Source organism: Allobosea sp. LjRoot90 (assembly GCF_964254315.1).
Lineage (GTDB): Bacteria > Pseudomonadota > Alphaproteobacteria > Rhizobiales > Beijerinckiaceae > Allobosea.
Map to the genome: position 1 here is coordinate 660,789 of NZ_CAXUTF020000003.1, position 23,179 is coordinate 683,967.

Below are 23,179 nucleotides of genomic sequence, written 5' to 3' on the forward strand. Positions count from 1 at the left end.
AGATCATGCGTCCTGCTCAATCATAGGTCACTTGCCGCCGAGGGCCAGCGCTTCCGCCATCACCCGGAAGACGAAGGTGTTCGGCTTGTGGCCACGGAAGCGCTCGGCGCCCGGGCCCATCGCGGTCAGCAGCACGTCGTCGGCCGCGTGGACGCCGGAGTTGGCCTCGAAGGGCAGGTTGCCCTGCTTGCGGGTCGCGAGCGGCCCGGTGCAGTCCTTCTCATTGGCGATGTTGGTCTTGCCATCCGGGCCCTTCACGGCCGGGACGCGTTCGCCATCGAGATAGGGCCGGCCGGTGTCGCAGGTGTCGGGATAGCTGCCGAAGGCGACGGCGAGGCGGCGCGAGGTATCGACCTTGGTCGGGTAGCCGTCGGCATCGCGCGGGCCGTAATTCGGCGGCAGCGACTCGTGGTAGGTGCCGAGCTTGTCGCGCAGCAGCTGGCCGGGACGATCGTCGTCATAGGTGCCGATGATCGAGATCGGATGGGCATGGTCCGGCACGACGATGATCAGCGTGTCGTTGCGATCGCCGGCGAACTCCTTGGCCGCCTTGACCGCGTTGTCGAGCATGATCGTGTCGAACACCGCACGCTCCCAGTCGAGGGAGTGGCTGTACTTGTCGATGCGGGCCGATTCCACCATCAGGAAGAAGCCGTCCTGCGCGCCCTTGAGCATCTCGAGCGCAGCCTTGGTCTGCTCGACCACGTCGGGCTGGTCCGGGAACTTCGAGATCGAGCCCTTCTTGGCCAGCCGCAGGTCGAAGGCACCGTCGATGTTGGAGGTGTTGTAGAGGCCGAGCAGCTTCTTGGAGCCGCCGGCGACAGCGGCGTTCATCTCGGTCTTGGTGGTGGCGAGCGAGTAGCCCGCCTCCTTGAACTTGGCGATGAAGTCGAGATCGTCGGTGCGCTTGGTGCCCGGGGTCGACTTCGGCAGGAAGTTCGGCGAGCCGCCGCCCATGATCACGTCGGGCTGCACGTCGAAGAACATCTTGACGATGTCGTTGAAGTCCGAGCGGCGGCGGGTATGGGCGACCATCGCGGCCGGGGTCGCATCCTCGATCTCGGAATTGGTGACGACGCCGATCGCCATGCCGGCGCGCTTGCGCTTGATCACCTCGGAGATGGTCTCGACCTTGGGGTGGTCGAGGGTCAACGCGTTCTTGGCGCAGTAGATGCCGAGCGCGTTGACGCAGGATTTGTGGCCGGTGGTGTAGGCGCTGGCGGAATTGGCGCTGTCGGTCACGATCGAGTCGGTGCCGGAGGTCGAGATCAGCGCCATGTTCGGCATGTCGTCGATGGCGAGCTCGCCGCCATAGAGGCCCTGCTCCCAGCCCTTCGACAGGATGCGGGCGGCGGTGCGATGCGCGACCGAGAGGCCGTCGCCGACGAAGAGAATGACGTTCTTGGCGCGGCGTTCCGGCGTCGCGTAGACGGTCCAGTTGACGGCCGCCTTCTCGTTGCCCTGCGTCGCCTCGATGACATACTGGCCGGCCGGCAGCTGCGCGCCGCGCAACCACAGCGCCGAATGCTTCTGGCCTTCCTCGTTCTGGACGAACTGCGCCTCGCGACCGAAGGCCTCGTTCACCGGCTTGCCGTTGATCGTGACCTTAACGTCGGCCGAGACCGGCGCGTTCGGGAACTCGACCTTGAAATCGAAGCGCGAGCCTTCGAGAATCTCGGCCCGGTTCAGCGGGTAGATGGTTTGCGCCGTCGCCGGCGCCACGCTGGCGAGCATTGCCGCCGCCATCAGCCAAGTTCGCTTCTGCATGATACCTCTCCGCCCCAGTGAAACCCGATCGCCGGTGCGTTAGGCGCGCCAGATGACATTATGATTACTGCTTGGCGAAAGATATTGTAACGTTATAACACTTCAATAAAAGGGCCTTCGACTTGAACCTGCTTGAACGGTGAGGTCATCTCTCGGCAACAGGACTGTGTGACCTCACGGCTGCCCTGCAAGCCAGGGCGACGAACCACACCGACTCCAATGCCGAGCCATCGCGCAGAATGGGAACACAGCATGACCACGGCGAGCGATGCCCGCTTCTGGGACCGATCCTCACGAAACTATGCGAAGTCGCGGATCTCGGATCAGGCCGGATATGAGCGCACGCTGGAGCGGACGCGCGCCCTGTTGAAGCCGGACGACAGGGTTCTGGAACTGGGCTGCGGAACCGGGACGACGGCGCTGCGGCTCGCAAGCGAGGTCGAAAGCTATCTCGCGACGGACCTCTCCACCGCGATGATCGCCATCGCCAACGAGAAGCACGCTGCGGACGCTGTCCCCGCTCTCGCCTTCCGCGCGGAGACGGCGGAGGCGCTCGCTTCGGAGGCAGCAAAGTTCGACGCCGTCCTGGGCTTCAGTTATCTCCATCTGGTCCGTGACCTCGGCGGCACGCTACGCAGCATCCATGCCCTGCTCGCGCCCGGCGGATTGTTCATCTCCAAGACGCCCTGCCTCGGCAACATGAACCCGTTCATCCGGCTCGCCTTGCCGGTGATGCGCGCCATCGGAAAGGCGCCCTATGTCAGCATCTTCCGGGCACGGGAACTGAGCGAGCTCATCGCCGCCGCGGGCTTCGAGATCCTCAACACGGAGGGCCATGCCAGTCGGGGCAAGGACAGCCGCCCCTTTATCGTCGCGCGCAGGAATTGACCCAGGCGACCGGGGCTGCGTGGAGCAATCCGCACTGACCCGCGTTTCGATCCAAGCCGGTCAGGCAGGGGCGCTGTCCTCCTGACAACTCCTGACATCAATAGCCCCTATCAGCCTCGCCCATCGCTCAGGGAAACGCCAAAAGGGACATCGCCATGCTGACCTTCTATCACGCGCCGCAATCGCGCTCCTTCTCGATCCTCTGGCTGCTCGAGGAGCTCGGCCAGCCCTATGAGATGAAGCTCGTCGATATCCGCGCCGAAGGCGGCCCGCCGGAAAGCTATCGCGCTGTCCAGCCGCACAAGAAGGTGCCGGCGATCGTCCATGACGGCACGACCGTCACCGAGCGCGCCGCGATCTGCCTCTATCTCACCGAGCAGTTCCCGGACGCTGGGCTGGCGCCGGCAGTCGGCGATGCCGACCGCCCGGCTTTCCTGACCTCGCTGGTCTATACCGACGCCGTGCTCGATCCGATCATCGCGACCGCAGTCCACAAATACCAGTATGAGGCGCGCAGCTTCTCCTTCGGCTCGCATGCCGACACGATCGCCAATCTCGCAAAGAAGCTCGGCGAGCAGCCCTATGCCGCCGGCGAGCGCTTCACCGCCGCCGACACCCAGCTCGGCGCCGGCCTGCATTTCGGCATGAACATCGTCGGCGTGCTGCCGCGCCTGCCGGTGTTCGAGGCCTATATGGGCCGGATGCTCGAGCGGCCAGGGCTGCAGCGGACCATGCAGAAGGACGGTACGCTCGAGCCCGGCCAGGTGCCCTGAGACGGATCAGTCTTCCTTGAAGCCGTAATCCGGAATGCCCTGTTCGTTGCCATAGTATTTGTACGGCAGGAACTTGCCGGACATGGCGATCCTGACCCGGTCGCCCTTGGGGTTCGGCTCGCGCTCGAAGGCGATGTTGAAGTCGATCGCGGACATGATGCCGTCGCCGAACTCCTCCTCAATCAGCGCCTTCCAGGCCGGACCATTGACCATCACCATCTCGTAGAAGCGGTAGATCAACGGATCGGTCGGCGGCATCGGCGTGCCGGTGCCGCGATAGGGCACCTCGTTCAGCATGCGCTTCTCGGTCTCCGAGAGGCCGAACAGCACTGCCGCCTTCTCGGCGAGGGGCTTCACCAGCTTCATCTGGCCGAGCAGGGCGCCGATCACCAGCACCTCCGACATGCCGCCGATCTCGTCGGTGATATGTTTCCAGCTCCAGCCCTTCTCGCGCTTGATGTCGAGAATCTTCTCGGTGAGCTCTTCGCGCTTCATCTCGTCCTCACAGATCGCAACCGCCAAGAGGGCGGCGGTCAGAGGAAGAGCTAGCAAGGTGTGGGCCAGAACCGGCCGGACTGGGTGGTGAAGCGGTGGTCGCCGGATCAGCGCCGGCCGAACTGCAGCTGTTCCAATGCCGCGATCTGCTGCGCGACTGGGGAGATTTGGGTCGCCAGCGAAATCCCCTCGAAATGCCGGCGGCCGCGGAAGCGGGCGCGCTCGAAATTCGAGCGGCCATCGAAGGCGGCATTGCTGAACCAGGCGCCACGGTCGAAGCGCGCGCCGGCGAACGTCACCAGCTGCCCGAAACGGGCCTCCTCGAAGCCGGCATTGCCGGCGAACTCGACCTCGCCGAAATCGGCCGCAGCGGCAAAGCGGCATTCGCCGAAGCCGGCCTCGCCGGCATGGCGCACGCCGCGGAATTGCGTCACGCCGTCGAAACGCGAACCGCGGAACCAGGCGTCGCCGGAGAATTCCGCCTCGACGAAGCAGGCCGTGCCCTCGCAGCGCATGTCGCGGAATTCAGCCGTGCCGTGGAGGGTCGCCGCGCCGAAATCGGCATCTCCGGCGAAGTGCGCCCGGTCGAAGAAGGCGTCACTGCGGAAGCTCGCATCGCGGAAGCTAGCCGGGCCGTGGAAATGCGCCTCGGAGAACCAGGCATCGCCGCAGAAGGCGCTGCCGGCGAAACGGGCAGCCGCCGGAAAGACGATGCCGGCGACGTTGAACTCACCCTCGAAGATCTCGTCGACCAGCTCGACATCGGCGAGCAGACGCCAGAGGGAAAGGAGCGGCCCGTCGGCGCCGATCCGACCGCGCAGCCGCGCCATCTCTTCGGCCCAGCCGTTCCAGCTTGCAGCCCCCTCGCCGAGCCGTGCCAGTGTCGCCTCGCGCCGCGCCGCCATGAAGGCGGAGGCCTCCGGCCCGGCCGCGCCATAGCGCGCCGCGCGCTGCGCAGCGGCAAAGCCGGCCTGATGCGACCGCGCCCAGGAATTCACCTGCAGCAGTTCGGCGCGCATATCGGGCACGAGCCGGAACAGACTGGCCATATCGGAGGGCACCCTCGGTTAACGATTCATTAGCCATAAGCGAGCCGGCGACATGGTTCAATCGTCGCGTTGTTCGCCAACGCCGCCTTCCGCGCGCGCCAGCGGGCGCATCTCCCGCGGGTTTCATCGTTCGGCGCAGCACACTCTTAAGGTTACGGGCCGATAACCACCTGTAGCGTAAGGCATTTGAAGTAGTTTCTGCGCGATCCAAGGCTGCATCTGCCACGCGGAACTCCAGCGCCGATGAATGCCTACCTGCCGTTGATCCTGTTCACGGTGCTGACCAACGCAGCGGCGCAACTGATGCTGAAGCGCGGCATGGGCGGAGTCGGGGCGCTCGACGTCGGCAATGACGGACTGATTCCCACCATCTTCCGCGTCGTCTTCAACCCCTTCGTCTTCGCGGGATTATGCATCTTCGTGGTCAGCATGGCCTCGCACCTGATCGTGCTATCGAAGGTGCAGATCAGCTACGCCTACCCGTTCTTGAGCCTCGCCTACGTCGTAGTGGCCGTTTACGCCTACTTCGTCTTCCAGGAGGATCTGAGCCCGGCGCGCATCGCCGGCATCGGCTTCATCGTCCTGGGCACCATTTTCATCGCACAGAGCTGAGGGACGTCATGGACCTGTTCGCCCGCTTCATTCTCCGTCTCGGTGCCCTCTTCGCTCCGGCTCAGCCGCAACTGAAGCCGATCCCGGTCCCGGCGCGCCGCCCCGACCAGCGACGCTGATCCATGAAGCACATTATCATCGGCGGCGACGGTTTCGTCGGCTCGCGCCTTGCGGCTGACCTTACAGCCATGGGCGAGGACGTCCTCGTCTGCGACATCCAGCAGAGCCCCCATCCGCACTACGGCAAGGTGCCGTTTCAGCGCGCCGACGTCACCGATCCGGCGAGCCTTGAGGCAATCGCGCTGACGCCTGATGATCTCGTCTACAACCTCTCGGCCAAGATGCTGTCGCCGATCGTAACTCGGAAAGAGCGCCACGACTTCTTCTGGCCGGTGAACTATCACGGCACGCAGAACATCCTGTCCTGGATGGAGAAGCACGGCGCTCACCGGCTCGTCCACTTCACCACCGACATGATCTACGGCCATTCGGTCACCGTCCCGCAGGACGAAACCCACCCGGCCAAGCCGCTCGGCGAATACGGCGAGAGCAAGCTCGCGACTGAGACGCTCTGCCAGAGCTACCGCGACAAGGGCTTCCGCATCCCGATCTTCCGGCCGCGCCTGATCATCGGGCCGGGCCGCCTCGGCATCCTGGTCAAGCTGTTCAAGCTGATCGACATGAACCTGCCGGTGCCGATGATCGGTTCCGGCAACAATCCCTATCAGTTCATCTCGGTGTTCGACTGCGCCAGCGCGTGCATTGCCGCCTGGAAGGCGGATTTTCCGAACAGCGCCTACAACCTCGGCTCCGACGATCCGCCTCCGGTCAGGAAGCTGCTCGGCGACCTGATCCGCCATGCCGGCTCGAAGTCGATCCTGCTGCCGACGCCGGCCTCGCTGGTCAAGCTGACGCTGAACGGGCTCGACGCGATCAACCTGCCGATCATGGACCCCGAGCAGTACATGATCGCCGACGAGATCTGCATCCTCGACACGTCCAAGGCCAAGCGCGAGCTCGGCTGGACGCCGCAACATCGCGACGAGGACATGCTGATGGCGGCCTATACCGAGTACCGCAAGGCCAGGGACGAACAGAGGAGGAAGGCCGCATGAGCATGCCCGCCTACAAGACGGACGAGCCCGCTGCACAGCCCTCGCGCCCGCAATTGCTCAGCGTCGAAGCCGCCAAGCAGCTCGACGCCCAGCAGGTCAAGGAGCTCTTCACCGCCCACATCAATCCGGGCCAGGTGCATTTCCTGAAGCTGCTCGGCTTCGACAAGATCCTCGTCGATCGCGCCGAGGGCATGCACTACATCACCAAGGATGGGCGGAAGATCCTCGATTTCTTCGGCGGCTTCTGCTCGGTCGCCTTCGGCCACAACCATCCGCGCATCGTCGCCGCCCGGAAGAAATTCCAGGACGAGAACCGCCATGAGATCTGCATGGCCTTCATGTCGCAATACGCCTCGGCCCTGGCGAAGAACCTCGCCACCATCTCGCCGGGCGATCTCGACATGGTCTTCCTCGGCTCGACCGGCTCGGAGGCGATGGAGGCGGCGCTGAAGGTCGCCGAGCAGGCGCAGGGACCGGCCAAGTCCAAGATCCTGCACGCCGCCAACTCCTTCCACGGCAAGACCAAGGGCGTGCTCTCGGTCACCGATTCCACGCTCTACCAATCGCAGTTCAAGCTCGTCGAGAACCGGGTGAAGGTGCCGTTCGGCGATATCGAGGCGGTGCGCCGGGCGCTCGAGAGCGACCTCAGCATCGGCATCGTCGTGATGGAGACGATCCAGGGTGGCGGCGGCATCGTCGAGGCGCCGGAAGGTTTCTGGCGGCAATTGCGCGCGCTCTGCGACAAGCACGGCGTGCTCTGGATCGCCGACGAGGTCCAATGCGGGCTCGGCCGCACCGGCCAGTTCTTCGCCTTCGAGCGCGACGGCGTCGTCCCGGACGTGACCGCGCTCGCCAAGGCGCTCGGTGGCTCCAAGGCGGCGATGGGTGCGATGATCGCCCGCCGCGAGCTCTACATGAAGGCCTATGGCAAGCCGAAGACGGCGCTGATCCACGCCCAGGCCACCTTCGGCGGCATGGGCGAAGCCTGCGTCTCGGCCATCGAAGCCCTCAACGTCCTCTATGACGAGGACCTGATGGGCAATGCCAAGCGCCAGGGCGACTATCTGATCGAGCGCCTCAACGAACTGCGCGCCAAGTACCCGACCCTGCTCAAGGAGATCCGCGGCCGCGGCCTGATGATTGGCGTCGAGTTCCAGGACATCAGCGAGGCGATGCCCTTCGGCGTGAAGCACATGGTCGCGCTGCTCGACGACAAGCTGAAGGGCTCGCTCTGCGGCTTCATCGGCGCGCTGCTGCTGAAGGATTACGACGTGCTCGTCGCCTTCACTGAATACAACCGCAACGTCATCCGGCTGGAGCCGCCGCTGATCGTCACCCGCGAGCAGTGCGATGAGTTCATCAACGCGCTCGACGACCTGCTCTCGCGCGGCATCACCCGCATCGTCACCGACTATCTGCGCAAGGTCGCGGTCGCCAAGGGCTGAGCCAGGTTGATTACTCCGCTTGTTGAAGGGCCGGCTCACGCCGGCCCTTTTGCTTTGTGTCCGAAGCACCACCCCACCTTGACAGCAAGGCGCCTGCCCCCAAGTCTATGGGTATGACGACGAAGCCCAGCCTCGTGATCCGGATCGCCCCGATCGCGGAATCCTAGCCCCGGACTCGGCCCGAGCGCGCCCCGAGTCCAGGGGCGCCGTCGATGCTGTCTCCCTCCGCTGCAGCACGATCCTCCAAGGCGTCTCTTCCCGAAGAACCTCTAGAATTTGCCGGTCGCGCTCTGGCGCCGCCGTCGCGCGCGCCATCGCAGGATACCAAGGCCCATGACCCAGCTGACCCAGAAGACCCATCGCAAGCCGAAGATCATCGTCGGCGAGATCGACCATGAGCGCTTGACCGGCCTCGCCACCACAGCACTTGAGCGCGTGCCCGAGGTCGCCGAAGAGCTGCTCGCCGAGATGGACCGCGCCAAGGTCGTCGCGCCGGGCAAGGTGCCGGCCGATGTCGTGCGCATGGGCTCCTTCGTCACCTTCGATTCCGACAGCGCCCAGCATCGCCGCGTCCAGCTCGTCTACCCCGGCGAGGCCGATATCGAGCAGGGTCGCATCTCGGTGCTGACCCCGATCGGCGCCGCATTGATCGGCCTTGCCGCCGGCCAGTCGATCGCCTGGACCGCCCACGACGGCAAGAAGCACGTGCTGACGGTGACGGCGGTCGAGCAGGCCGCTCCTGCGATGGCGGCCTCGTAAGCGGGATCAGGCGGCAGTGATCCGCCGCCAGAAGCTCGACGAGAAGCCGGGATCGATATGGCGCGCGAAGTCGCGCCAATGCGGGAACGAGGCCTCGAAGGTCGAAGCCGACATGCGCGCATCCTTGTAGGGGTTGACGCGCCCGCCGGCTTCGATCGCGATGCGGTCGAGCGCATCGAGCAGCTTCAGGGTGCGCTCGCCGCGATGCGGGAAATCGAGCGTCAGCGTCGCGCCGGGGATCGGGAAGGACATCATCCCCGGCGACGGCACATCGCCGAACAGCTTCAGCACGGTGAGAAAGGAGCTTTCGCCCGCCTTCAGCGTCAGCCGCAGCATCTCCTCGACCGCCTCGCGCGCATCCGCCATCGGCACGGCGCACTGAAACTGGCGCAGGCCCTTCGGCCCATAGGCGCGGTTCCAGTCGCGGACGCGGTCGAGCGGATAGAAGAACGGGCGATAGGCGATGCGCTGCGGCTCTGGCGTCCGCGGCTGGGCGGCGCGATAGAGCGCATTGAAGGCGCGCAAGCTCAGTCGGTTGATCAGCGAGACTGGCGGCTTCAGCGGGAACGGCAGGGTCGCCCCGGCCTTCGCTGGCGGGGCGTCGGAGGCCGGGGCATGATCGGCACGGAAGAACACGCCGCGCCCGAAATGCCGGCCGCCGGCGAGTGAATCGACCCAAGCAACGGTGTAGTCATGTGTCGCGTCGGATTCGGCGGCGATAGCGAAGAAGGCATCGAGCCCGTCGAACCGGATCGCCTCCTGCAACATCTCTGCGGAATCGACCGGCATCAGTTGCAGCTCGACCTGGGTGATCAGCCCGGTCAAACCCATTCCGCCGATCGTCGCGGCGAAGAGCTCGGCGTTCGCAATCGGCGAGCAGGTCAGCATCGAACCGTCCGATCTCGCCAGCTCGAAGCTGCGCACATGCCGCCCGAAGGTCCCGGCGCGGTGATGGTTCTTGCCGTGGACGTCGTTGGCGAGCGCCCCGCCAATGGTGACGAGGCTGGTGCCGGGGGTCACCGGCGGGAACCAGCCCGCGGGAACGCAGAGCTTCAGCAGCTCGTCGAGCAGCACCCCGGCCTCGCAGACCATGATCCCGGCCTCGACGTCGAAGGAGAGAATGCGGCCGAGTCGGCGAGCCGTGATCAGGCCGCCGCCATCGTTCAGGCAGGAATCGCCATAGGAGCGGCCATTGCCATAGGCCAGCACCGGCGGGTTGCTCCGGCGCCCGGCGAGCCAGTCATCCGGTTCAATCAGGGCGGAATCCCTGGCCTCCAGCCCGCCCCATGAGCGCAGGACGGCGCGCTCCTTGCTCACGGCAGCACTTTCGCTCCGAGCATGATCAAGACGACGACTGCACCCATCAGCTGGCTGCGCCAATCCCGGATCATGAACATCAGCGGATCGTCCGGCATATTGCCGCGCCGGGCCAGGAACCACATGCGCGCGATCTGGTAGAGGATGATCGGGCAGACCAGCCAGATCATCTCGGGATGACGGTAGAGCTGCTTGACCGCAGCACTGTCGACATAGAGCGCCATGATCAGCGCGCAGGTGCAGCCCGAGGCCATGCCGAGCTGCGACAGCGCCTCGATATCCTCGGCCTGGTAGCCGCGGCCCACCTTCTTCAGCCCGGACTGGTCCTGGGTGATGCGCAGCTCGGCATAGCGCTTCATCAGCGCCAGACTCAGGAACAGGAACATCGAGAAGGCGAGCAGCCAGGACGAGATTGGAACCGCTGCCGCCGCATTGCCGGCGATGATGCGCAGCGTGTGCAGGGCGGCGAGGCCGAGCACGTCGACCAGGAGCTTGCGCTTCAACACGAAGAGATAGGCGAGCGCCAGCACGAGATAGGCGCCCCAGGCCATCAAATAGAGCTCCGGCCGCGGCAGCAGCGCCGTCAGCGCGACAGAGGCGATCAGCAGGCCCGGGACCATCGCATAGGCCTGGGCCGTGGTGATCTCGCCGGCCGCGAGCGGACGCTTGCATTTGATCGGGTGGCGTCGGTCGGCCTCGACGTCCATGATGTCGTTGAGCAGGTAGATCGACGACGCCATCAGTGAGAAGGAGACGAAGGCGACGAGGCCGTAAAGCAGCGCCTTCGAGGCAAAGACATCATGGTTGAGCAGGATCGGCACGAAGACGAGGCCGTTCTTCGCCCAATGATGCGGCCGCATCGCCCGAAGCATCGCCGGTAGAGGCATCGTCCCCGTCTTCGTCACCTGCCGAACACATGACACGGGCCGGGCCGGATTCGTCCGGAACGCCGCGCGCTCATCACGTGCATTGATGCCCAGGGAATCCTAATTCCGCGTGGACCGGCGGACCCGCTACGCCCGCCTTCTCGGATCATCCTTAATTTAAAATGTGCCGATCTCAGCCCGCCGCGACCCGCATGATCCCCGCCTCCGGCTCTGCCCAACGCAACTCACCCTGCCGCAGCATCGCGTTCACATGCGCGAAGACCTCGCTGAAGGCGAAGGAGAGCTGATGCGGATCGAGCGGCCGGGTGAACATCACCGGCACCAGTTCGGCGACAGAATGCGGCCCCTTGGCCACCGCATCGGCGATCAACCGGCAGCGCTCGCCATGATGGGCGGCGAGCGCGGCACAGCGCTCAGCGAGGCCGTAGAACGGCAATTGGTGTCCGGGCAACACCAGCGTCCCCGGCGGGATCGCCTGCGGCAGCATGCTCAGCGAGCGCAGATAGAGGCCGAGCGGATCGCCCTCCGGGTCGACCGCCCAGACGCTGATGTTGGGCGTGATCTTGGCGAGGACCTGGTCGGCCGCCAGGAAGACATTGGCCTCCGGGCAATGGAACATCAGCTGTTCCGGCGCATGGCCGTCGCCCGCCAGCACGAAAAAGTCGCGCCCGCCGATCCTCAAGACGTCGCCGGCGACCACCCGGGTGAAGGTCGGCGGCAGCGGCGTGACCTGACGGAGATAGCCATGGCCGAGCGTCGAGACGACCGAAGTCACCTCGGCCGATAGGCCGTGGCGCAGGTAGAAATTCTTGTAGACCGGCGCTTCAGAGGCGCCGGGGCTGAGCGAGATGTTGAGGCAGCCGAGATAGCTGGTCTGGCTGGTCAGGAGCGGCGTGCCGAAGCGCTCATGCAGCCAGCCGGCGAGGCCGATGTGGTCAGGATGGAAATGCGTGACGAAGAGCCGGGTCAGCCGCTTGCCGGCGAGCGCGCCCGCCATCAGTCCAAGCCAGGCCTGCTTGGTCGCCTCGTCGCCGATGCCGGTGTCGATCACCGCGAAGCCGTCGCCATCCTCGATCAGGTAGATATTGACGTGATCGAGCCGGAACGGCAGCGCGATCCTGACCCAGAAGATGCCGGGAGCGACCTCGATCAGCTGGCCCGGCGCCGGCGGTTCGGGAAAGGGAAAGATCAGGCCATGCGGATCGGGAGCGTGCAATTTGGTCAGCCCTGAACAATTTCTTGAAGGTTCATAGCAGGCCATCATCTGGCCCGACAACGGTTGTTAAGCCTCGCGCGGCAAGATCGGCAGGATGAGCGATTTCGATACCCTCCGGCGCGACTGGCTCGCCCATCTCGGCCATGAGCGCCGGCTCTCGCCGAAGACGCTCGAGGCCTATGGCCGCGACATCGCCCAGTTCGCGACCTTCCTGACCCACCATCTCGATGCTGCCCCGAGCCTGAAGGCAGTCGCTGCCCTCAAGCCGGCCGACCTGCGCGCCTTCCTGGGCTATCGCCGCCGCGACGGTGTCGGCAATCGGACCTTGATGCGCCAGCTCGCAGCATTGCGCTCGCTGGCGCGCTTCGGCGAACGCAGCGGCCGATTGACCGCGGCCGCCTTCGCCGCAACGCGCGGGCCGCGACTCGGCAAGGGCCTGCCCCGCCCGCTCGATGCGAAAGCGGCAGCGGCAGTGACCAAAGCCGACAGCCGCGCCGGCGAGGAACGGCCCGAATGGGTGCTGGCGCGCGATGCCGCCGTCCTTTCTTTGCTCTACGGCAGCGGGCTGCGCATCTCCGAAGCGCTCGGCCTGAAGCGCTCGCAGGCTCCGGTGAGCGCCGCCGATGCGCTGACCGTGCTCGGCAAGGGCGGCAAGACCCGGATGGTGCCGGTGCTGCCCATCGTCATCGAGGCCATCACCACCTATCTCGCGCAATGCCCGTGGCGGCTCGCGCCGGAGGGGCCGCTCTTCGTCGGCGTCAAGGGCGGGCCGCTTTCGCCGCGCATCATCCAGCTCGCGGTCGAGGGTTTGCGCGGCTCGCTCGGCTTGGCCAGCAGCGCAACGCCGCATGCATTGCGCCATTCCTTCGCCACCCATCTGCTCGGACGCGGCGGCGACTTGCGCGCTATCCAGGAGCTGCTCGGCCACGCCTCGCTCTCGACCACGCAGATCTACACCCGCATCGATTCCACCCGCCTGCTCGCGGCTTATGATTCTGCTCATCCCCGGGCTCGGGGATAGTCCCCCCGCGACTTCCGTAAAATCGTCTTGATTCCGTCACCCGACCCGGCCATCAGGCAGGGACTTTCCGGGGGGAATCAGTTCGTGGCCTCAGCTGCACCAGACGTTACCGAAGACAATCAGCCGACCAGCAAGATCAACAAGCGCATCGCCCTCTTGATCGGCATTCTTGCGCTGTTGCTCGCCTTCTCCGAGATCGGCGGCAAGAACGCCGAGCAGGACGCGCTGTCCAAGAACATCGAGGCCTCCAATCTCTGGGCCTTCTTCCAGGCCAAGACGATTCGCGGCACGACGCTGCGCACCGCAGCCGAGGCGATGGAGATCGAGCTCGCCAATGCCACCGAGCCGGCAGCGCGCGAGCGCCTGCAGAAGCGCATCGATGGCTGGAAGGCGACGATCGCCCGCTATGAGTCCGAGCCCGAGACCAATGAGGGCCGCAAGGAGCTGATCGCCCGCGCCAAGGCGGCCGAGGCCAGGCGCGACATCTCCAGCGCTCGCGACGACAAATACGATATCGTCTCGGGCCTGCTGCAGATCGCCATCGTCGTCGCCTCGGCGGCGATCATCACCGGCGTCGCCCTGCTCGCCTGGACCGGTGTCGGCCTGGGAGCACTCGGGCTCGCGCTGATGATCATCGCCGAGGTTGCGCCGACCGCGCTGTTCTAACTTAGCGAGCGGGCGCGCCGCTCAGTAGTGGATCGCGCCCTTCGAGCCGCCGCCGCAGGCGATGGCGTCGCCATTGATCGCGACGCTGCGCGGTGAGGCGAGGAAGGCGACGATGTCGGCGACCTCAGCCATGTCGACCAGCCGGCCGATCGTGACATTGGCGGCCATCCGGCGCTCGACCTCTTCGGGCGCCATGCCGGACGCGGCCACCCGCGCCGCGACCACGCCCGGCGTCTTCTCGGTGCGCGTCGTGCCCGGATGCACCACGGTGACGTTGATGCCCTTCGGGCCGAGCTCGTCGGCAAGGTTCTTGGTCAGCGCCGCGACCGCCACATTGCGGATCGAGCCGATGGTCGAGCCGGTCAGGCGCGCCGCCAGCCCGCTGATGTTGATGATCCGGCCCCAGCCCTTGGCTTCCATCACCGGCGCGGCCTCGCGCGCCATCCTGAGATAGCCCATCACCTTGACGTTGACGTCGTCGAAGAACAGCGCGTCGGTGATCTCGGCGAGCTTCGGCGGCGTCGCCTGCCCACCGGGCTTGGCCGCGGCGTTGACCAGGATATCGAGCCCGCCCAGCGCCGCGACTGTGCCGGCGACCAGTGCCCTGACTGAGGCATCGTCCTGCGTGTCGACGCTGAGCCCGACGACCTTGCGGCCGGTCTCCTGCGCCAGTTCGGCAGCCGCGGCGTCGAGTTCCGCCTGGTTGCGCGCGGCGATGACGACATCGACGCCTTCCAGCGCCAGCTGCCGCGCAATGGCGCGGCCGATCCCCTTGCTGCCGCCCGTGATGAGGGCGCGCTTGCCGTTCAGCATCAGATCCATGGTGAAGTTCCTCGAAGACAGGAGCGGCGGGGCATGCCGGCATCGACGCCGGTGCTCCCTGCAGTTTCGCCGAGTATCCTGCTGGAACGACAAGGAGCGGTCCAGCGCGTCAGCCGCGGCCCTGCCCCGCATGGCCCACGAGAGCACTTGACCAACTCATATCTCTGTGGTTATGAATTAACCCATAGCCAACGGGTTATTGATCTCGATGCAGGATGCTCACGATCTACTGTTCAGGACGCTGGCCGACCCGACGCGGCGCGCGATCTTCGAGCGCCTGTGCCGGGACGGCGAGCAGACGGTTGGCGCCTTGACCGCGCAGGCCGGGGTTTCGCAACCGGCGGTCTCGAAGCATCTCGGCGTGCTGAAGCAGGCCGGGCTGGTGCGTGATCGCCATGCCGGACGCCAGACCCATTACAGCGCCCAGCTCGGCGCGCTCTCCCCGCTGATCGACTGGACCAGCCAGATGGCCGGGTTCTGGGAGGCGCGGTTCGACGACCTCGAAAATTTGCTCACAAGGATGGATCAATGAGCACTGCCACAACGCAAACGCGCTCCGTTACCGTCGAGCGCGAGATCGCCCATCCGCCGGAAAAGCTCTGGCGCGCGCTGACGCAGCCGCATCTGATCGCGGAATGGCTGATGAAGAACGACTTCGCGCCGATCGTCGGCCATCGCTTCAACCTGCGCGGCGAGTGGGGCGGCGTGCTCGATTGCGAGGTCCTCGACATCGAGCCGAACCGGACGCTGTCCTACACTTGGGACTTCGCCCATGAGGATCCTGCCTTCGATATGAAGAGCGTGGTGACCTTCACGCTCACCCCGACTGCCAAGGGCACGCTACTGCGCATGGAGCAGGCAGGCTTCCGGCCGGAGCAGAAGCAGGCTTTCGGCGGCGCCAAGGCCGGCTGGCAGGAATTCTTCGGCAAGCTGGAACAGCTGCTGGTGCGGGCGGAGTGACCATGTCGGCTCCCATATTTGGAAAGGACGTGCCCGTGACCTGGAGCGGCGTTATTCGGCAGGGCCATCGCTGGCTGGCTCTCATCTTCACGGCGACCGTGATCGCCAATTTCGTCGCCATGGCCCTGGGACCGCCACCGGCCTGGATAGTCTATTCGCCGCTGCTGCCGCTGTTCCTGCTGATCTTCTCGGGTCTCTACATGTTCGCGCTGCCCTATGCCGCCGGCTGGCGACAAGGGCGACGAGCAGAAGGCTAGGAGCGGAGCCATGGCCGGCAAGACCTCGAAGACGGCAGCGAAGCCGAAAGCCGAAGGCGGGCAACCCGTCCTGCTCTCGGGCGGCAATCCGCAGATCGCCAAGGGCTATGGCGAAGAACCGGTGCAGGCCTATATCGCCGCGATGCCGGGCTGGAAGAGCGCGCTTGGTGCTCGACTGGACGCGTTGATCACCAGCTCCGTCCCCGACGTCAGGAAAGCGGTGAAATGGAATTCGCCGCTCTACGGCGTCGAGGAGGGCCACTGGTTCCTCGGCATCCACGTCTTCGCGAAATACGTGAAGGTCGCCTTCTTCCGCGGCGCCTCGCTCGATCCCGTCCCGCCCGGCACCTCCAAGCAGAAGGAGGTGCGCTATCTCGACATCCGCGAGGATGACGAACTCGACGAAGCCCGGTTCACCGCCTGGGTGAAGCAGGCCGCCGCCTTGCCGGGCGAGAAGATGTGACGACGGTTGTGAGGATATCGGCCCCATGAAGCAGGCGAACGACAAGACGGACGACGGAGCCTCGGCCTCCCAGCTGACCGATGCCCGGATCGCGGAACTGACCGATTGGCGCGGTGCAACGCTCGCCCAGGTCCGCGCCATCATCCGGCAGGCCGATCCCGAGATCGTCGAGACCTGGAAATGGCGCGGTGTTCCCGTGTGGGAACATGCCGGCATCATCTGCACCGGCGAGACCTACAAGGCCGCGGTGAAGCTGACCTTCGCCAAGGGCGCTTCGCTCCCGGATCCTTCCAGCCTGTTCAATTCCAGCCTCGACGGCAACACCAGGCGCGCCATCGACATCCATGAGGGCGCTACGATCGACGAGGCGGCGCTGACGGCGCTGATCCGTGCCGCCGCAGCGCTGAACACGGCTGGGAAGAAGAAGGCTTAGACGGCCGCCGCTCCCTTCTCCCCTTGTGGGAGAAGGTGGCCCGAAGGGCCGGATGAGGGGTCGCGCCACGCATGCTCGTCATGGTCGGGCTTGTCCCGACCATCCACGCCTTCCTTCAAACCATGCGGTGTTCAAGACGTGGATGCTCGCCACAAGGGCGAGCATGACGGGAAGGGCGCGTGCCCCCCACCCTAACCCTCTCCCGCAGGGGGAGAGGGAATATCGTGCTCAGCCCACGGCGCTCGAAACCCGGGGCACCCGCGGCCACTCCGGCCCGGCCCCGCGCAAGCGCTCCCAGACCCGCGCCATCTGCAGCACGCCGAGATCGTCGAAGCGTTTTCCCGTGATCTGCAGGCCGATCGGCAGGCCGGATGCGGTCATGCCGGCATGCACCGAGATCGCCGGCTGGTCCGACATGTTGGCGGCGACGGTGAAGACGATGTGCTCGAAGGGCCGCTCGGGATCGTGGAGCGGCGACGCCAGCTCGGCGGCAAAGCTCGGCACCGGCGAGACCGGCGAGAGCACATAGTCGAAGGGCGCGGCCGCCTTCAGCGCCGCATGCCGGATCGCCAGCATCTGGCTCATGCCGCGATGGACCTGTGCCCCGGTCAGCGAGCGGCCGCGCTCGGCCCAGGCGTAGATGTAGGGCAGCACCTTGTCCTGCCGCTCCTTCGGCAGTGCGCCGATCTCGGCCCAGGCGCGCTGACGCCAGAAATCGTCGAGCCCGTCGAGCATGTCCTGCGTCAGGAAGGGCGGCATGATCTCGACGATCGCACCGGCCTTGCGGAAGGCGTCGGCCGCTTTGGCGATCGCCGCCCTCACCTCGGGCTCGACCGGCAGACCGATGCCGGCTTCGAGCTGAAGTCCGATCCTGAGCCCGCGCGGCTCGCGCTCGAGCGCGTCCCAGGCGATCTCCTGCGGCGGCAGGCACATCGGATCGCGCTCGTCCGGCTTCGACAGTTCGCGCATCATCAGCGCAGCGTCGGCGACGGTGCGCGTCATCGGCCCGGCGACGCGGCCGTAATAGGTCGGATCGATCGGCACGCGGCCGAAGCTCGGCTTGAGGCCGACAAGCCCGCACCAGCCCGCCGGCAGGCGGATCGAGCCGCCGATATCGGTGCCGACATGTAAGGGCCCATAGCCGGCCGCCCCGGCCGCGCCCGCTCCGGCCGAGGAACCGCCGGGATTCTTCGAGAGGTCGAACGGATTGCGGGCGAGTTCGTGGAAGCTCGACAGGCCGGAGGAGAGCATGCCGTAGTCGGGCATGGTCGTCTTGGCGAGGATGACGCAGCCGGCCTCGCGCAGGCGCTGGGCCGGCGGCGCGTCGGCCGCAGCGGGGGCAAGCTCCATCGCCGCAGTGCCGAGCGGCACCGGCACGCCTCTTGTCGCGATGTTCTCCTTGATCGTGCAGGGCACGCCGTCGAGCGGAAGCGCCTCGCCCCTGCGCCAGCGCTCTTCGCTCGCCTTCGCGGCGGCGCGGGCGCGCCCCGGATCATAGGCATAGAGCGCCTTCAGCGACGGCTCCCAGATCTCGATGCGTTGGATCACCGCTTCGGTGACCTCGACCGGCGAGAGCTCGCGCGAGCGAAAAGCCCTGAGCATGTCGACGGCGCTGAGGTCGGCGAACTCGATCATGAGGAAGGCTCCGCAAGCATATCCAGACTAATCCCGCGAACGGCGCATGCGCGGATCGACCGCGTCGCGCAAACCGTCGCCCAGCAAATTGAAGGCCAGCACCGAGAGCGCGATCGCCGCGCCCGGGAAGATGGCAAGCCAGGGCTGCGCCGCCATGAAGGTCTGCGCCTCGTTCAGCATCCGGCCCCAGGATGGCGCCGGCGGCTGTGTGCCGAGCCCGAGATAGGACAGGCCGGCTTCGGCGAGGATAGCGAGCGCGAACTGGATCGTCGCCTGCACCACCAGGACCCCGGCGATATTGGGCAGGACGTGCTGGCGCGTGATAGCCATTTCGGTCAGCCCGGCCGCGCGCGCCGCCAGCACATAGTCGAGCGCCCAGCATTGCAACGCCGCCCCGCGTGCCAGCCGGGCGAAATAGGGCAGGCTGAAGAGCGCGATCGCAATCACGGCGTTCATCATGCCGGGCCCCCAGACCGCGCTGATCATGATCGCCGAGAGCACGGCCGGGAAGGCATGGCTGAAATCGGCCATGCGCATGATCAGGTTGTCGAGCCACCCGTCGCGCCGGATCGCCGCGATCAGCCCGAGCGCGCTGCCGACGGTCAGGCCAAGCCCGACCGCACCGAGGCCGACCGCCAGCGAATTGCGCGCGCCGACCATGATCATCGAGAACACGTCGCGGCCGAACTGGTCAGTGCCGAACCAGTGCTCGGCCGAAGGCGGGCGCAGGCGCTTCAGGATCGCCATCTGCGTCGGCTCGTAGGGCGTCCAGAGATAGGAGATCAGCGCCATCGCGATGACGAGCCCGCCGAGCAGCAAGCCAGCCAGGAAGGACGGCCCGGCCCACCAGCGCCGCGGGCGGGAACGGGGCGCGACCGCGCTCATGTCGCCTGCCGCAGGCGCGGATCGATCAGCCCGTAGAGCAGTTCGATCGCGAAGTTGATGAAGACGACCAGGGCCGAGAACAGCATCACCAGGTCCTTGACCACGATCAGGTCATGCTGGGCGATCGACTGGAAGACGAGGCGGCCGAGCCCCGGCAGGGCGAAGACGTTCTCGATGATGATCGCGCCAGCCAGCAGCACCGAGAATTGCAGGCCCAGCACGGTGACGACCGGGATCAGCGCATTGCGCAGCACATGGCGCAGCATGGTGCGCCGCCGGCTTACGCCCTTGGCCCGGGCGGTGCGGACATAATCCTCCTGCATCGTCTCGAGCATGGCCGAGCGGGTGACGCGCGCGAGGATCGCCGCCTGCGGCAAAGCAAGCGCGACGGCCGGCAGCAGCAGTGACTTCAGCGCCGGCCAGAATCCGGCCTGCCAGCCCGGAAAGCCGCCGGCCGGCAGCCAGCCGGCGCTAACCGCAAAGACCAGCACGAGCAGGAGGCCGAACCAGAAATTCGGGATGGCGAGCCCGGCCTGGGCGAAGACCATCACAGCCGCGTCGCCGGCGCGGTTGTGATTGGCCGCGGCGAGCGCCCCGAGCGGGATGCCGATGGCGGAGGCGAGCAGGATCGCCATCGATGCCAATGGCAGCGTCACCACCATGCGCTCGCCGATCAACTGCGTCACCGGCACGCGGTAAGTGTAGGAGAGGCCGAGATCACCAGTGAGCAGGCCAACGATCCAACTGAAGAAGCGCAGCAGCGCCGGCTGGTCGAGCCCCATCTCGGCCCGTAGCGCCGCAAGCGCTTCCGGCGCCGCATTGAGCCCGAGCGTCACCGCCGCCGGATCGCCCGGCAAGATTTCCAGCACGAGGAAGATGACGATCGCCGCGCCGAGCAGCGTGGCGACGAACGACAGCAGCCGGCGGAGCAGGTAGGCGGTCATTCGCCACTCCGCTGGCTCTGACCGGACGAGGCGACGCGAAACGGATTTGAGAGGCGTGGGGAACCCTTCTCCCGTGTGGGAGAAGGGCAGGGATGAGGGCCTGCCCTAACCACAGAGGGCGCAACGGCGGTGCTCCGCTTATCGATCAGCGGCGGTCCCTCACCCCTGCCCCTCTCCCATCCGGGAGAGGGGTTCCTCGCGGATGTCCCGATCGTCATCGCAAGAACACCTACCGCCAGCGCACCTCCGCCAAAGGCGTCAGCGGCAGTGGCCAGTCGGTCCACATGCCATCCAGGTCGGCCTTCGCCACCGTGATCTTCGGCAGAATGAAGAGGAAGCCGTTGACCGCATCGCGCGCCAGCATGCGCTGGGCATCGCCATAGAGCTTGTTGCGTTCGGCCTCGTCGACGGTGCGGTCGATCTTTTCGATTAGCGCCTTGAACTCAGGATTTTTGTACTGGAAGTAGTAATCGTCGCGGGCATAGTTGGCGATGTCGAGCGGCTCGGTATGCGAGATGATCGTCAGGTCGAAATCCCTGGCCTTGAACACCCGCTCCAGCCATTGCGGGAATTCCAGCGGCTCGATCTTCGCCGTGATCCCGATCTGCGCCAATAGCGCTGCGACGATCTCGCCGCCGCGCCTGGCATAGGCCGGCGGCGGCAGGCGCAGCGTGCATTCGAAGCCGTTCGGGAAGCCCGCCGCTGCCAGCAGGCTCTTCGCCTTGGCAAGGTCGACCGGATAGGCCCCGGTCAGGTCGACATAGGCCGGGTGCAGCGGCGAGAAATGGCTGCCAATATAATCGAGGTCAAAGCCGTAGATGCCGAGCGCGATCGTCTTGCGGTCGAGCACATGCGAGATCGCCTGGCGCACCCGGACATCGCTGAACGGCGCCTTGGCGTTGTTGATCGCGAGGATGGTCTCGCCCTCGGTCTTGCCAAGCGTGACCTTGAGCTTCGGATCGGCCTTGAGCTGCGGGATCGCCTCCGGTGCCGAGAGGTTGGTGAAGACATCGATGTCGCCGGCGCGCAGCGCCGCGACCTGCGCCTGCGGATCGGAGATGAAGCGGAAGACCGCCTTGGCGAGCGAGGGCTTGGCGCCCCAGTACTCGTCGTTGCGCGTCAGTTCGAGCCGGTCGCCGCGGTTCCAGCGCGCAAACTTGAACGGGCCGGTGCCGATCGGATTGGTCTTGTTGTTGGCCGCCGTCGCCTGCGAGACGATGATCGCGTCGCCCCAGGACAGCCCGTAGACGAAGTTCGCCGTCGGCTGCTTCAGCGTGACCACGACCGTGACCGGATCGGGCGTCTCGATGCCGGCGATCGGCGTGAAGATCCAGCGCTGCGCATTGGTCGAATCGGGCGCGACGGCGCGCTCGAAGGAGAATTTCACGTCGCGCGAGGAGAACGGCGTACCGTCATGGAAGCGCGCATTCGGCCGAAGCTTGAATGTGTAGGTGAGGTTGTCGGCCGCGAGCGTCCAGCTCTCGGCCAGCGCCCGCACGAGCTTGCCGGTGCGGTCCATCGCCACCAGCCCCTCGAAGATGTTCTGCAGCACGACCTCGCGGATCGCTTGCGCTGCGCCTGAGGTCGGGTCGAGCGTCGGAGGCTCCAGCGTCATGCCGATGGTGACGCTGTCCTTCGCCTGCGCGAAGGCGGCAAGCGGAAGCTGGGTTGCGAGGGCGGCCAAGCCCGCTCCGGCCAGAAGATCGCGCCGCGTCGTCATCGTCCCGCCTCCATGTCGTTGCGACGCAAGATGGCGCGGGAGATGGGAGCGAGGCAAGTGCAGTGAAGAGGGCGTCATGCTCGGGCTCGCCCCGAGCATCTCAGGCCGGAAGAAGCTCCGATAGCGCCTCTCGTCACGAGATTCTCGGGTCTGAGCTTCGCTTCGCCCGAGAATGACCGCCCCGTCAGACGAAATAGTCCGGATTGCTCGCCGTGAGATCGACCAGGTCGGGCAGCAACGTGCCGAGATGCTGGCGCATTGCCTCAACTGCAGCGGTCGCATCATGCCGCCTGATCTCGTCGACGATGGCGAGATGCTCGCGGATCACCATCGCCATCCGCCCCGGCACCGGCAGCGTCATCCGCCTGCAGCGGTCGATCTGGCTCTTCGCCGCATGGGCGAGCTTCCAGACGCCGGGATAGCCGGCGATGTCGGCGAGCACCTCATGGAAGGCCTCGTCGGCGAGGTGGAAACGCTCCTGATCGTTGGCCTCATGCGATTCGTGCAATGTCGCGATCGTCGCATCGAGCCGGGCGATGTCGTCGGCGCTCGCGATCCGGGCCAGTACCTCGACGGTGGCGCATTCAAGCGCCTGGCGAATGAAGACCGCCTCGGGGATGGCTCCGACCGGGATGCGGGCGACGAAGGTGCCGGCCTGTGGAAAGATCTCGACGAGCCCCTCCTCCTTCAGCCGAATCAGCGCCTCGCGCACCGGCGTGCGGCTCATGCCGAAGCGCGCGGTAAGATCCTTCTCGGACAGGGCCACGCCCGGCCTGAGCACCATGTCGAGGATCTCGCGGCGGAGCTCGTCCTGCACGACGGAAGCGGCCGTGGCGCGGCCTGCGGACGCCGCCGCCAGGCGCTGCGGCTTACGCTCGCGGCGCAACCCGCCGGTCTCGCTTACCCCTAAAGCCCCTGACATCGTCCTATCCCGGCCATGATCGCTCCCTTATTGGACCACGATGCGCGCACCACGGCCAATCAGGGCGTAACACGGGCGAGCACCACAAACTAGTATATTAGTATATTGACGCACCACCGATGCCGGCC

At 66.2% G+C, this 23,179-nt stretch carries 25 protein-coding genes; 13 read left to right on the top strand and 12 right to left on the bottom strand.

The window, feature by feature from the left end:
- Nucleotides 1-27: 27 nt before the first annotated feature.
- Nucleotides 28-1,767 (bottom strand): alkaline phosphatase, encoded by a 1,740-nt coding sequence (locus tag ACSQ3M_RS15330; RefSeq protein WP_436150925.1) that lies wholly within the window; start codon nucleotides 1,765-1,767, stop codon nucleotides 28-30.
- A 252-nt stretch (nucleotides 1,768-2,019) separates the two neighbouring features.
- Between ACSQ3M_RS15330 and ACSQ3M_RS15335 the strand changes: the two genes are divergently transcribed.
- Together ACSQ3M_RS15335 and ACSQ3M_RS15340 are read left to right on the top strand one after the other, a co-directional pair.
- Nucleotides 2,020-2,655 (top strand): class I SAM-dependent methyltransferase, encoded by a 636-nt coding sequence (locus ACSQ3M_RS15335; RefSeq protein WP_436150926.1) that lies wholly within the window; start codon nucleotides 2,020-2,022, stop codon nucleotides 2,653-2,655.
- 155 nt (nucleotides 2,656-2,810) lie between these two features.
- Nucleotides 2,811-3,428, top strand: a complete 618-nt coding sequence (locus ACSQ3M_RS15340) for a glutathione S-transferase family protein (protein WP_436150927.1) — start codon at nucleotides 2,811-2,813, stop codon at nucleotides 3,426-3,428.
- A gap of 6 nt (nucleotides 3,429-3,434) precedes the next feature.
- Here ACSQ3M_RS15340 and cynS read toward each other — a convergent pair whose 3' ends face one another.
- Nucleotides 3,435-3,923, bottom strand: coding sequence for a cyanase (cynS, locus tag ACSQ3M_RS15345; RefSeq protein ID WP_436150928.1), 489 nt, complete (start codon nucleotides 3,921-3,923; stop codon nucleotides 3,435-3,437).
- Between the two features lie 107 nt (nucleotides 3,924-4,030).
- Nucleotides 4,031-4,972, bottom strand: a complete 942-nt coding sequence (locus ACSQ3M_RS15350) for a pentapeptide repeat-containing protein (protein WP_436150929.1) — start codon at nucleotides 4,970-4,972, stop codon at nucleotides 4,031-4,033.
- Nucleotides 4,973-5,215: 243 nt separating this feature from the next.
- On the opposite strand from ACSQ3M_RS15350, the gene ACSQ3M_RS15355 reads away from it, so the two are divergent.
- From ACSQ3M_RS15355 to rnk, 4 genes are all read left to right on the top strand, one after another.
- The gene (locus ACSQ3M_RS15355) at nucleotides 5,216-5,584 is read left to right on the top strand and encodes a transporter (RefSeq protein WP_436150930.1); all 369 of its coding nucleotides are present in this window, start codon (nucleotides 5,216-5,218) and stop codon (nucleotides 5,582-5,584) included.
- A 122-nt stretch (nucleotides 5,585-5,706) separates the two neighbouring features.
- Nucleotides 5,707-6,699, top strand: coding sequence for an NAD-dependent epimerase/dehydratase family protein (locus tag ACSQ3M_RS15360; RefSeq protein ID WP_436150931.1), 993 nt, complete (start codon nucleotides 5,707-5,709; stop codon nucleotides 6,697-6,699).
- Nucleotides 6,696-8,144, top strand: a complete 1,449-nt coding sequence (locus ACSQ3M_RS15365) for an aspartate aminotransferase family protein (protein ID WP_436150932.1) — start codon at nucleotides 6,696-6,698, stop codon at nucleotides 8,142-8,144. The genes ACSQ3M_RS15360 and ACSQ3M_RS15365 overlap by 4 nt, the downstream gene beginning before the upstream one ends.
- A 342-nt stretch (nucleotides 8,145-8,486) precedes the next feature.
- Nucleotides 8,487-8,903, top strand: a complete 417-nt coding sequence (gene rnk / locus ACSQ3M_RS15370; protein ID WP_436150977.1) for a nucleoside diphosphate kinase regulator — start codon at nucleotides 8,487-8,489, stop codon at nucleotides 8,901-8,903.
- A gap of 6 nt (nucleotides 8,904-8,909) precedes the next feature.
- On the opposite strand, the gene ACSQ3M_RS15375 is transcribed toward rnk, so the two are convergent.
- The 3 genes from ACSQ3M_RS15375 to ACSQ3M_RS15385 all read right to left on the bottom strand — a co-directional run bounded on the left by ACSQ3M_RS15375 (nucleotide 8,910) and on the right by ACSQ3M_RS15385 (nucleotide 12,323).
- The gene (locus ACSQ3M_RS15375; protein ID WP_436150933.1) at nucleotides 8,910-10,220 is read right to left on the bottom strand and encodes an FAD-binding oxidoreductase; all 1,311 of its coding nucleotides are present in this window, start codon (nucleotides 10,218-10,220) and stop codon (nucleotides 8,910-8,912) included.
- Nucleotides 10,217-11,143, bottom strand: a complete 927-nt coding sequence (locus tag ACSQ3M_RS15380) for a UbiA family prenyltransferase (protein ID WP_436150934.1) — start codon at nucleotides 11,141-11,143, stop codon at nucleotides 10,217-10,219. The genes ACSQ3M_RS15375 and ACSQ3M_RS15380 overlap by 4 nt, the downstream gene beginning before the upstream one ends.
- Before the next feature lie 136 nt (nucleotides 11,144-11,279).
- A complete protein-coding gene (locus tag ACSQ3M_RS15385) occupies nucleotides 11,280-12,323 on the bottom strand; it encodes an MBL fold metallo-hydrolase (protein WP_436150935.1) in 1,044 nt (347 codons plus the stop codon).
- A 94-nt stretch (nucleotides 12,324-12,417) separates the two neighbouring features.
- Between ACSQ3M_RS15385 and ACSQ3M_RS15390 the strand changes: the two genes are divergently transcribed.
- Both ACSQ3M_RS15390 and ACSQ3M_RS15395 read left to right on the top strand, forming a co-directional pair.
- On the top strand, nucleotides 12,418-13,344 hold the full coding sequence (locus ACSQ3M_RS15390; protein WP_436150936.1) for a tyrosine recombinase XerC: 927 nt from the start codon (nucleotides 12,418-12,420) through the stop codon (nucleotides 13,342-13,344).
- 84 nt (nucleotides 13,345-13,428) lie between these two features.
- Nucleotides 13,429-14,010 (top strand): DUF4337 domain-containing protein, encoded by a 582-nt coding sequence (locus ACSQ3M_RS15395; RefSeq protein ID WP_436150937.1) that lies wholly within the window; start codon nucleotides 13,429-13,431, stop codon nucleotides 14,008-14,010.
- Nucleotides 14,011-14,031: 21 nt separating this feature from the next.
- Here the strand turns inward: ACSQ3M_RS15395 and ACSQ3M_RS15400 are convergent, their stop codons facing one another.
- The gene (locus ACSQ3M_RS15400) at nucleotides 14,032-14,832 is read right to left on the bottom strand and encodes an SDR family NAD(P)-dependent oxidoreductase (RefSeq protein ID WP_436150938.1); all 801 of its coding nucleotides are present in this window, start codon (nucleotides 14,830-14,832) and stop codon (nucleotides 14,032-14,034) included.
- Between the two features lie 208 nt (nucleotides 14,833-15,040).
- Between ACSQ3M_RS15400 and ACSQ3M_RS15405 the strand changes: the two genes are divergently transcribed.
- The 5 genes from ACSQ3M_RS15405 to ACSQ3M_RS15425 are packed head-to-tail and all read left to right on the top strand — an operon-like array spanning nucleotide 15,041 to nucleotide 16,945.
- Entirely contained in the window at nucleotides 15,041-15,364 is a 324-nt protein-coding gene (locus ACSQ3M_RS15405; RefSeq protein ID WP_284172841.1) for an ArsR/SmtB family transcription factor, read from the top strand.
- Entirely contained in the window at nucleotides 15,361-15,792 is a 432-nt protein-coding gene (locus tag ACSQ3M_RS15410) for an SRPBCC family protein (RefSeq protein WP_436150939.1), read from the top strand. Before ACSQ3M_RS15405 ends, ACSQ3M_RS15410 begins: the two co-directional genes overlap by 4 nt.
- Nucleotides 15,793-15,794: 2 nt before the next feature.
- Complete coding sequence (locus ACSQ3M_RS15415) at nucleotides 15,795-16,049, top strand: hypothetical protein (RefSeq protein WP_436150940.1); 255 nt, start codon at nucleotides 15,795-15,797, stop codon at nucleotides 16,047-16,049.
- Nucleotides 16,050-16,059: 10 nt separating this feature from the next.
- Complete coding sequence (locus ACSQ3M_RS15420) at nucleotides 16,060-16,512, top strand: DUF1801 domain-containing protein (RefSeq protein WP_436150941.1); 453 nt, start codon at nucleotides 16,060-16,062, stop codon at nucleotides 16,510-16,512.
- Nucleotides 16,513-16,537: 25 nt separating this feature from the next.
- Entirely contained in the window at nucleotides 16,538-16,945 is a 408-nt protein-coding gene (locus ACSQ3M_RS15425) for a DUF1801 domain-containing protein (RefSeq protein WP_436150942.1), read from the top strand.
- A gap of 228 nt (nucleotides 16,946-17,173) precedes the next feature.
- On the opposite strand, the gene ACSQ3M_RS15430 is transcribed toward ACSQ3M_RS15425, so the two are convergent.
- From ACSQ3M_RS15430 to ACSQ3M_RS15450, 5 genes are all read right to left on the bottom strand, one after another.
- Nucleotides 17,174-18,580, bottom strand: a complete 1,407-nt coding sequence (locus tag ACSQ3M_RS15430; protein ID WP_436150943.1) for an amidase — start codon at nucleotides 18,578-18,580, stop codon at nucleotides 17,174-17,176.
- Between the two features lie 27 nt (nucleotides 18,581-18,607).
- Complete coding sequence (locus ACSQ3M_RS15435; protein ID WP_436150944.1) at nucleotides 18,608-19,465, bottom strand: ABC transporter permease; 858 nt, start codon at nucleotides 19,463-19,465, stop codon at nucleotides 18,608-18,610.
- On the bottom strand, nucleotides 19,462-20,409 hold the full coding sequence (locus ACSQ3M_RS15440) for an ABC transporter permease (protein ID WP_436150945.1): 948 nt from the start codon (nucleotides 20,407-20,409) through the stop codon (nucleotides 19,462-19,464). The genes ACSQ3M_RS15435 and ACSQ3M_RS15440 overlap by 4 nt, the downstream gene beginning before the upstream one ends.
- Before the next feature lie 229 nt (nucleotides 20,410-20,638).
- Complete coding sequence (locus tag ACSQ3M_RS15445) at nucleotides 20,639-22,129, bottom strand: ABC transporter substrate-binding protein (protein ID WP_436150946.1); 1,491 nt, start codon at nucleotides 22,127-22,129, stop codon at nucleotides 20,639-20,641.
- A 184-nt stretch (nucleotides 22,130-22,313) separates the two neighbouring features.
- Nucleotides 22,314-23,051, bottom strand: coding sequence for a GntR family transcriptional regulator (locus ACSQ3M_RS15450; protein ID WP_436150947.1), 738 nt, complete (start codon nucleotides 23,049-23,051; stop codon nucleotides 22,314-22,316).
- Between the last annotated feature and the right edge of the window lie 128 nt (nucleotides 23,052-23,179).